This window comes from Nostoc sp. JL33, from assembly GCF_017114985.1.
Taxonomy (GTDB): Bacteria; Cyanobacteriota; Cyanobacteriia; order Cyanobacteriales; family Nostocaceae; genus Nostoc.
The window spans coordinates 1-9,067 of the sequence record NZ_JABXKP010000050.1 but is presented as its reverse complement, the minus strand read 5'-3'; the positions used below and the strand labels follow the sequence as shown (position 1 = coordinate 9,067).

At 42.2% G+C, this 9,067-nt stretch carries 9 protein-coding genes; 7 read left to right on the top strand and 2 right to left on the bottom strand.

Translation table 11 applies throughout. The features are described 5' to 3' along the window. The first annotated feature begins 367 nt into the window (after window positions 1-367). The 7 genes from HWQ23_RS13610 (at window position 368) to HWQ23_RS13580 (ending at window position 8,162) form a co-directional block, all read left to right on the top strand. Window positions 368-1,645: a substrate-binding domain-containing protein gene (locus HWQ23_RS13610; RefSeq protein ID WP_292829067.1), complete on the top strand. Its 1,278-nt coding sequence runs from the start codon at window positions 368-370 to the stop codon at window positions 1,643-1,645. 556 nt (window positions 1,646-2,201) lie between these two features. Then, window positions 2,202-3,158, top strand: coding sequence for a nitrogenase iron protein (gene nifH / locus HWQ23_RS13605; RefSeq protein WP_094352035.1), 957 nt, complete (start codon window positions 2,202-2,204; stop codon window positions 3,156-3,158). 380 nt (window positions 3,159-3,538) lie between these two features. After that, window positions 3,539-4,948 carry a nitrogenase iron-molybdenum cofactor biosynthesis protein NifE gene (nifE, locus tag HWQ23_RS13600; protein WP_292829064.1) on the top strand — a complete coding sequence of 470 codons (1,410 nt, stop codon included), beginning with the start codon at window positions 3,539-3,541 and terminating at the stop codon, window positions 4,946-4,948. Beyond that, window positions 4,948-6,258 (top strand): nitrogenase iron-molybdenum cofactor biosynthesis protein NifN, encoded by a 1,311-nt coding sequence (gene nifN / locus HWQ23_RS13595; RefSeq protein WP_292829062.1) that lies wholly within the window; start codon window positions 4,948-4,950, stop codon window positions 6,256-6,258. Before nifE ends, nifN begins: the two co-directional genes overlap by 1 nt. Window positions 6,259-6,305: 47 nt before the next feature. Next, entirely contained in the window at window positions 6,306-6,674 is a 369-nt protein-coding gene (locus HWQ23_RS13590) for a hypothetical protein (RefSeq protein ID WP_292829060.1), read from the top strand. Then, entirely contained in the window at window positions 6,671-7,033 is a 363-nt protein-coding gene (locus tag HWQ23_RS13585; protein ID WP_292829058.1) for a hypothetical protein, read from the top strand. Before HWQ23_RS13590 ends, HWQ23_RS13585 begins: the two co-directional genes overlap by 4 nt. Window positions 7,034-7,403: 370 nt before the next feature. Beyond that, window positions 7,404-8,162 carry a HesA/MoeB/ThiF family protein gene (locus tag HWQ23_RS13580; RefSeq protein ID WP_292829056.1) on the top strand — a complete coding sequence of 253 codons (759 nt, stop codon included), beginning with the start codon at window positions 7,404-7,406 and terminating at the stop codon, window positions 8,160-8,162. Window positions 8,163-8,354: 192 nt separating this feature from the next. On the opposite strand, the gene HWQ23_RS13575 is transcribed toward HWQ23_RS13580, so the two are convergent. Both HWQ23_RS13575 and HWQ23_RS33445 read right to left on the bottom strand, forming a co-directional pair. Then, a complete protein-coding gene (locus tag HWQ23_RS13575) occupies window positions 8,355-8,564 on the bottom strand; it encodes a TOBE domain-containing protein (protein WP_292829054.1) in 210 nt (69 codons plus the stop codon). A gap of 386 nt (window positions 8,565-8,950) precedes the next feature. Next, on the bottom strand, window positions 8,951-9,067 hold a 117-nt coding region (locus tag HWQ23_RS33445; protein WP_365741351.1), incomplete at its 5' end, for a PEP-CTERM sorting domain-containing protein.

The window sequence follows — 9,067 nt, the reverse complement described above, 5'->3', positions numbered from 1 at the left end:
CTGTCCTGGGGGAATTACTATGGTGCTCTTTATTTTTTATTTATAAACACCCTCTAAAACTGTATTGAATACTACTATATACCAGTTTTATTGGTATATAGTTTTTGCTAGACAAATGCTCTATTTATTGGAATTTGGGGCTTTTAAGCCAAAATAGCAGGTAAAAAACAACCACCCGCAAAAATAATTTGCGCTTCGCAAGCAAATTGGCAATTGATGTGATAGTCTTTTTATATGGGGAATCAAGACAGCGAAAGTACAAAAAGTCTTCCAAGAGAAATGATATAAACTCAAAGACTACACTTTCGCCTTGGCAGATGCAATGTTTAAATCCGCTACGGCTTTTTGAAACTAAGAGACAAAGCCAATGAAGCAGGATAGTGACCTCCGTAATAACTTGAAGTCAATTAGAACTCGCTTAGGCATGAGCCAACAAGATTTGGCTAACATCGCTAGTGTGACTCGTCAGACAATTAGTGGTGTAGAGTCGGGACTATATGCTCCCTCAGTAGCCATAACACTTCGCTTGGCCAAAGCGCTTGGCTGTCAAGTTGAGGATCTATTCTGGTTAGAGCGGGATTTACCTGAAATTGAAGCAGTTCTTGCCAAACCTGTTCCTAATGGTCAGCAACTACGAGTTAGCATGGCTCGTGTGGGAGGACAATGGATAGCTTATCCCTTGATTGGCAAGGATGCTTTTCGCCAAGATATGATTCCGGCTGATGGTGAGACAGTTGCGGTGAGCCACCCCTTTGCGGGGGTTCCCCCCGTTGTAGGGAGTGGCGAACCCGTAAGGGTGGACGGGTTCCCCGGCATAAGCAAACTGTCGTTAGCGTCAGCGGTAGCGAGGAACGAGCGTCACCCGAAGGGTGAAAGCACAAGCCAAACAGGTACAAATAAAGTTCGAGTCCGTCTTTTAGACGATAATCTCGACACACTTCACAACACTGTTGTGATTGCTGGTTGTGCACCTGTGATTTCACTATGGGCAAGAGCCACCGAACGCTGGCATCCGCAACTGCGAGTCCAATATAACTTCGCCAACAGCATGGCTGCATTGCACAGTCTATGCAGAGGTGAGGCGCACATCGCTGGGATGCATCTGTACGATCCTGAAACTGGTGAGTATAATACTCCCTTTGTTCGAGATGTTCTGGCTGGGAAGGAAGCAGTTCTGATTACCCTTGGTGTTTGGGAGGAGGGACTTTTATTAAAGTCAGGGAACCCAATGGGAATTAGAACAGTTACTGACTTAGTTGCCCTTGGAGCGACTATTGTTAACCGCGAAATAGGTTCTGGTAGCCGGATGCTTTTGGAACAAACACTCCAAAAAGAGCAGATACCGTTCGATGCTGTTCAGGGCTTTGACAATATACTCAAAAATCACCAAGATGTTGCCCAAGCTGTAGTCAGAGGAGTTGCCGATGCTGGTATGAGTACGGCATCTGTAGCTACCGCCTTTGGGCTGGGATTTATCCCTTTACATCAGTCACGATATGATTTAGTGATTCTTAAGGAATATCTAGAAGAAGCACCAGTACAGCAGTTGCTCAGTACTTTGGGACATCGGATGGTTCACTCCCAATTTGAAATTCTCGGTGGTTACGATATCAGTAAAATCGGGGAAGTTGTAGCGACTGTTTAGAGTGGATTGCAATGGTTGGTTGTGTTGTTTGGGGAAACTTGGCGTAAATTTAAATCCTGCTGCAACGACTCTTTAGGTATGAGCAACCTTCAGGAGATTACAACAACTGATAATGCTGAATTCGTAATTCGGATTTCAATTTGAGTTTCCGGCTTGGAATCTGTAGCTTTCTTTTTTCCAATTGGTATTATACCAATTCAATTCATGACTGCAACACATCTTTGGGTAAAGACGCGATGAATCGCGTCTCTACAAATGGTCTATTTGTCGCTTTCTTTTTTCCAATTGGTATTACTACCGCTAGAGAAATCATTTGAGTGAGCGAATGGTAATACTTGCAATATTCCTTGAGTAATGACTAATGGTCAACGAAAACTGACCAAAACTTGAATATGTTCTTGATTCGGATTTTTGCTGTAGAACGAGCACCTCCAATGACGTTCTACATAAGGTCACTGCTGTAATTTAACAGCACAAGTACCTCCGGTAGGCACAAAATGCCAACGCTTCATAAACCGACAGACTCACCAAACAAACAATTACAGGATCAATCATCATGTCCGACGGAAAAATTAGACAAATTGCTTTCTACGGTAAAGGCGGTATCGGTAAATCTACTACCTCGCAAAATACCCTCGCTTCTATGGCGGAAAAGGGTCAACGCATCTTGATTGTGGGTTGCGACCCCAAAGCTGACTCTACCCGATTGATTCTGCACTGTAAAGCCCAAACCACCGTGCTGCACTTGGCTGCTGAACGGGGTGCTGTGGAAGATATCGAACTCGAAGAAGTGGTAATCACTGGCTTCCGAGATATCAGATGCGTAGAATCAGGTGGGCCAGAACCGGGTGTAGGTTGCGCCGGTCGGGGTATCATCACCGCCATCAACTTCCTCGAAGAAAACGGCGCTTACTCAGACGTAGATTTCGTATCCTACGACGTATTGGGCGACGTTGTGTGCGGTGGTTTCGCCATGCCAATTCGTGAAGGTAAAGCCCAAGAAATCTACATCGTTACCTCCGGTGAAATGATGGCGATGTTTGCAGCGAACAACATTGCTCGTGGCGTTCTCAAATATGCTCATACTGGTGGTGTACGTTTGGGTGGGCTGATTTGTAACAGCCGTCAAACTGACCGGGAAGATGAATTGATTAGCACCCTGGCAGCCAGACTGAATACCCACATGATTCACTTCGTCCCGCGTGACAATATCGTGCAACACGCCGAATTGCGCCGGATGACAGTGAACGAGTATGCGCCTGACAGTAAGCAAGCTAATGAATACCGCACATTAGCAGACAAGATTATCGGCAATACAAATCTGACAGTTCCCACACCCATCGAGATGGATGAGCTAGAAGATTTGTTGATTGAGTTCGGCATCCTTGAAAGTGAAGAAAATGCTGCAAAAATGATTAGCCAAGCAGACGCTGCGAAAAAGCTAGAAGACGTTCAAGGCGAAGCATTAGAAGCAGTGAAAAAAGGAAACGTAGAAATAGTTTCCGGTAGCTAGAAGAAGTAAGATTCTTGTTCAGACTCAAGTGCTAAATGCAAAGTAAATATTAGGTGGGCTATTCTCGCCCACTTTCTCACCAATCTTTTAAAATGGAGGTAATCGAATAGCTAATCTTAACCTCTGAGTATTTTATCATCACCGTGTTAACACTAATCTCCTAAAGTATACACAGCAAAATTAATACTTTAATAGCTTAGTTAGTGCTTTTGTTTTCTCTTTCTCTAACCTAGTTGATGTTTATATTTTCGGGAATGATAAATTCTCTTGATCATTCCCTTTTATTCCATATTTTAGATAGATTAATAAATGAAAGTCCGATAAAAGCCTTTGGGAATTCAGTTAACATCTAACAAATTCTACCTATTGTCACCAAACAAATGAATCCCACATCAGGAAAAATCAACGATTCACTCAGTAACTCCAATTCCGAAGATGCTCATCAGCAGCAGAAACTACATAAAAAAAAGTCCTCCACACAATTACCCCAACCTGGAACTACTCAAGGGAGTTGCGCTTTTGATAGTGCAATGATTACCCTAGTACCAATCACCGATGCTGCTCATGTAGTTCACGGGCCAAGTGGCTGTGCTGCCAGTATTTGGGGAAGTTACAGCAGTCTCTCCTCTGGTTCGATGCTGTACAAAATACGCTTTACCAGCGACATCGATGAGAACGATATCATCTTCGGTGGAGCCAAAAAGCTGTATAAAGGCATTTTAGAATTAGAAAGACGCTACAAACCTGCGGCGGTATTTGTTTACTCCACTTGCATCACCGCCCTGATTGGGGATGACATCGAGGGAGTTTGCAAAAATGCCACCGAGAAAACAGGAATACCCACTATCCCTGTACATTGTCCTGGATTTATTGGGAATCAAAATTTGGGCAACCGTGTTGCTGGTGAAGCGTTGCTAGAACACGTTATTGGAACAGCTGAACCAGATACTACCACACCTTATGACATCAACCTAATTGGTGAACATAATATTGCAGGTGCAATATGGAATGTTCTACCGTTATTGGATAAATTAGGTATTAGAGTTTTGGCAAAAATTACAGGCGATGCTGTCTACAAAGAAGTTTGCTATGCACATCGTGCCAAACTTAACGTGTTGCTCTCTTCCAAAGCACTAATCAATATGGCAAAAGGGATGGAGAAAAAATATGGCATTCCCTATATTGAAGAGTCTATCTATGGTGTAGAGTCAATCAATCAATGTTTAAGGAATATTGCTGCAAAGTTAGGTAATTCTGATTTGCAGTCACGTACAGAAAAGCTAATTGTAGAAGAAACTGCTGCAATAGATGAAAAACTCGGTCTGTATATTACCCGATTACAGGGTAAGCGCATTATCCTTTCTATTGGAAGTTTCAAGAGTTGGCTGATTATCTTTGCAGCAAAGAAATTAGGAATGGAAGTTATTGCTATTAGTACTACGAATAATACTGAGGAGGATAGAATTAGAGTCAAAAGTTTGCTGGGTCAAGATGGCATAATTCTAGAACAAAATAGTCCTGAAGAAATTTTACAGATAATTAACTCTAATCTTGCTGATATGTTAATTGCTGATAAACGCCATCAAGACACCTCTCTCACAGCTAGAATTCCATTCTTAGACATTAATCAAGAACGCAACCATCCCTATGCAGGCTATATAGGAATCTTAGAGGTAGCACAAGAATTGTATGCTGCTTTTTACAATCCTGTGTGGGAACAAGTATGCCAGCCAGCCCCGTGGTCAGTAGGAGTAGAGTCAGCAGGAAATTCTCAACAAGAGGAAATTTGATGGCGATTATTAGCGTTACGAGTACATCTGTTGCAGTTAATCCCCTGAAGCAAAGCCAAACTGTGGGTGCAGTTTTAGCCTTTTTGGGATTGAAGGGAATCATGCCTTTATTACACGGTTCTCAAGGCTGTACTGCTTTGACTAAGGCAGTATTAGTACAACATTTCCGTCAGGCGATTCCCCTTTCCAGTACGGCGATGACAGAAGTTGCAACCATTTTGGGTGGCGAGGAAAGAGTTGAACAAGCAATCTTGACTTTGGTGCAAAGATCAAAACCAGAAATTATCGGTCTTTGTAGCACTGGACTGGTGGAAACCAGAGGCGATGATATGGGGCGCTTTGTGAAGGAGATTCGCTACCGTCACCCAGAACTAGATTATTTACCAATTGTGCTTGTTTCTACACCGGATTTCAAAGGTACATTACAAGATGGTTTTGCTGGTGTAGTTGAGAGTATAGTCAGGGAAATCCCTCAAAAAAGCTCTAAGCAAGACGCTTCTCCCACACAAATCACTATTTTGGCGAGTTCTGCTTTCACACCAGGGGATGTACAGGAAATCAAAGAGATTGTCACTTCTTTTGGACTCGTACCTATTGTTGTACCTGACCTTTCTGGCGTACTAGATGGTTCTATAGAAGATTCCTCTAGTGCCATTACAGCTAATGGCACAAATGCAGCACAGTTGCGCTCAATTGGCAGCTCTGTATTCACTTTGGCACTAGGTGATAGTATGCGGACTGGGGCGCAAATTTTGGATCAAAGATTCAATATACCTTATGAGGTATTTGGTGAACTGACGGGACTAGCAGCAGTAGATAAATTCCTGCAAGCATTGGCGGATATGAGTGGTGTTAGCGTACCACAGAAATACCGCCGTCAACGCCGTCAGTTACAACATGTGATGTTGGAAAATCACTTTTACTTTGGTTGCAAGCGAGTGTCTTTAGCGCTGGAACCAGATTTACTTTGGTCAACAGTTTCTTTCTTGCGATCGCTAGGAGTTGAGATTCACTCAGCGGTGACAACGACACGCTTTCCTCTGTTAGAAAAACTCCCAATTAAGAGCGTTACCATCGGCGATTTGGAAGACTTTGAGCAATTGGCGGTTGGATCTGATTTGCTAATTACCAACTCTCATGGAGTAGCGATCGCTCAACGCTTAAAAATTCCTCTCTACCGTCAAGGGATTCCCATTTTTGACCGCTTAGATCATGGTGAGTTTACCAAGGTTGGCTATCGAGGTACTATGCAACTTTTATTTGATATTGGCAACCTGTTTTTAGAGCAGGAAACAAAGGTTAAGCATTAAACACATCAAAATTCCCAATTGTTACTTTCAGCATGAAAGTTATAACTATGAACACAAGTTGGTATGAACAAGAGCTAGTCAAAGAATTCAAAACGGTTATTGCTTATTCTTTCCCACAAGTCGAGGAATTGCTAAAACACTGTCATGTTAAACTCCGAGAGTCTTATTGGGGAAGACCTCGTGTTCACTTTCTGCCATACTTCACAATTTATTGCCCTGACAATCTGATTGCTGCTGTAAAGTCCCAAATATCTATACTCAGAGAAGTAGCAGAATATGCAGGATTAGTTGAGGTTGTCTGCCTAAATGCTACACATCTGCTGCGAGATCCGATGTCGAAGGTAAAGCAGACAGATCCTCGTTTGTGGTTAGAACTCCAATGGCTTGCAACACAAAAACAAGAACATTTACTATGAATAAATTCCCCCTTCCCGCAGATGATTTGCCCCCAACTGGAGCACCTATACTTAACGAGTTATTCTATAGGCAATTAGAAGAAGCTACTTGCAGGCGATTTTATCAAACCTGCGGCCCAATTATGCGAGTTTTATTATCAAATTGTCACTGGTATTTCAAGATAAATACTAGTCCTCTGATGTTACTCATTATCTGTTATAACATAGAAAGTTATCTCCATATAGTCGATGCTATTCCCCAGTTCACTAAAAAGTTGAAGCAGTTTTCCAACAAAGCCAAAATTCACCTTTTTTCCCCAGATTATAAAGGAGAACCTTGGGAAATCGAGATTGAAGAAACATCAGATGATGAAGCCTAGTCAATCTAATTCATAATTAATAATTACTAATTCATAATTGCAAGACGCTCTCGTGCGTTCGCGAATAGCGTGTCGCAGACAGACGCTCTTGCTAGCTTGTCGGACGCGCTCTGTACGCGGACTCGTTGGCGAAGCCCAAGGTAGAGAAGAGGCAACTCTTGGAGACGCTGCGCGTAGCCTTGCTTCCCCGGAGGGGTACGACAAGCTCAGTGACCATCGTAGACATCGCTATATTTGCACATAGCTCCCTTAATAATGCCTAGAATAAATACCAACTTTACAGGTAAAAACCAGAAAAGTGTATAGACAACTACAATACTTGCTACCAACTAGGTGGTAAATTTTACGACTGATAAAGAGATAAAAAGCGATGAACTTAACACCCAGTCAGTTAGAACGCTATCACCGCCAAATGATGCTTCCCAATTTTGGAGAAGCAGCACAAAAGCGCTTGAAGTCTGCAACGGTTTTGGTTACAGGTGTAGGGGGATTAGGCGGTACATCAGCACTTTATTTGGCAGTAGCAGGTGTTGGGCGGCTAATTCTAGTTCGGGGTGGTGACTTACGGCTGGATGATATGAATCGTCAGGTTCTGATGACAAATGATTGGGTAGGTAAGCCAAGAGTATTCAAAGCCAGAGAAACTCTGCAAGCTATTAATCCTGATATTCGGGTGGAAGCAGTTCATGATTACGTTACAAAAGAGAATGTAGACTCTTTAGTGCAATCTGCTGATATAGCTGTTGATTGCGCCCACAATTTTACAGAGCGAAACTTGCTCAATCAGGCTTGCGTGCGCTGGCAAAAACCAATGGTGGAAGCTGCAATGGATGGAATGGAAGCTTACCTGACGACGATTATTCCTGGTGTCACTCCTTGTCTATCATGCTTGTTTCCAGAAAAGCCGGATTGGGATCAGCGTGGGTTCGCGGTTCTCGGTGCTGTTTCTGGGACACTAGCTTGTCTTAGTGCATTAGAGGTAATAAAGCTGATTACTAAGTTTAGTGAACCCTTATTGTCACAACTGCTGACAATCGACTTGATGCGAATGGAATTTGCCAAACGACATTCTTATCATGATCCTTCATGTCTGGTGTGTGGTAGCCGTTCTTGCTCGGAAAATTCGTAAGCAATATCTTTATAAACGAGCCAATCTACTTGATGAGCTAAGTCTAATAAAGTCGTTAGCTAGGCAGTAATTACCAGATTTACTGCATTCATTCTATTTTTTAAAATCCTCTACAGATTTTACCAAAATAATCGGATAATTGTAGCGATCGCTCTATAAACGGATCGCCACAACTTATCCACTCATTTCGAGCTAGTCTGTAGCAATCATGACATCCGATGCTTTAATCACAGCGATCGCTTCTTTTCCCTCTTGAAGTTGGAGATGCTCTACTGATTCCTTGGTAATAATTGCAGTTACTTCCACCCCAGGCACAATTTCTAATATCACCTCAGAGTTGACTGCTCCTTGGTGAATTTTCTTAATAGTTCCTTTTAAGGAATTACGAGCGCTAACTTCCATATTTTGATCCTCCCTACTTATAAGATAATTCAGAACTGATTAATACTAACAACTATGAGATTGTTGGATTATCCTCATTTAGTGAGATGTTATCTTCTACCTTACAGAAGAACTTAGATATCAGACTGGTATTAGAAGATGCTGAAAAAGTCGATAGGGGAATAGTAAAATGGACAGTTAAAGCTTGGCAGAACATTCATTCAAAACTGTTTTTAGTAATGTGTCTACTTAATTATTTTGGTGCATTCTGATAATTATTGGTACATCAGCTAATCGTCATTCATTTTTCTAGAATTATTCACTCGTAGTAAGGGCTATACAAATGATTGCCGCTGCCAACAATCATTTTCCGAACGCTGCAATTTTGATTCAGTTTATCCAAGATTTTAAACTTGTATCTTTTGCTTTGGCTCTGCCAATTTTCTCTTGAGTGCTAAACCCATAGCCGCAGCTAGTAATAGTCCCCAAACATAGTTGGGTTCGGGTACTGATTTGGTGGGGCT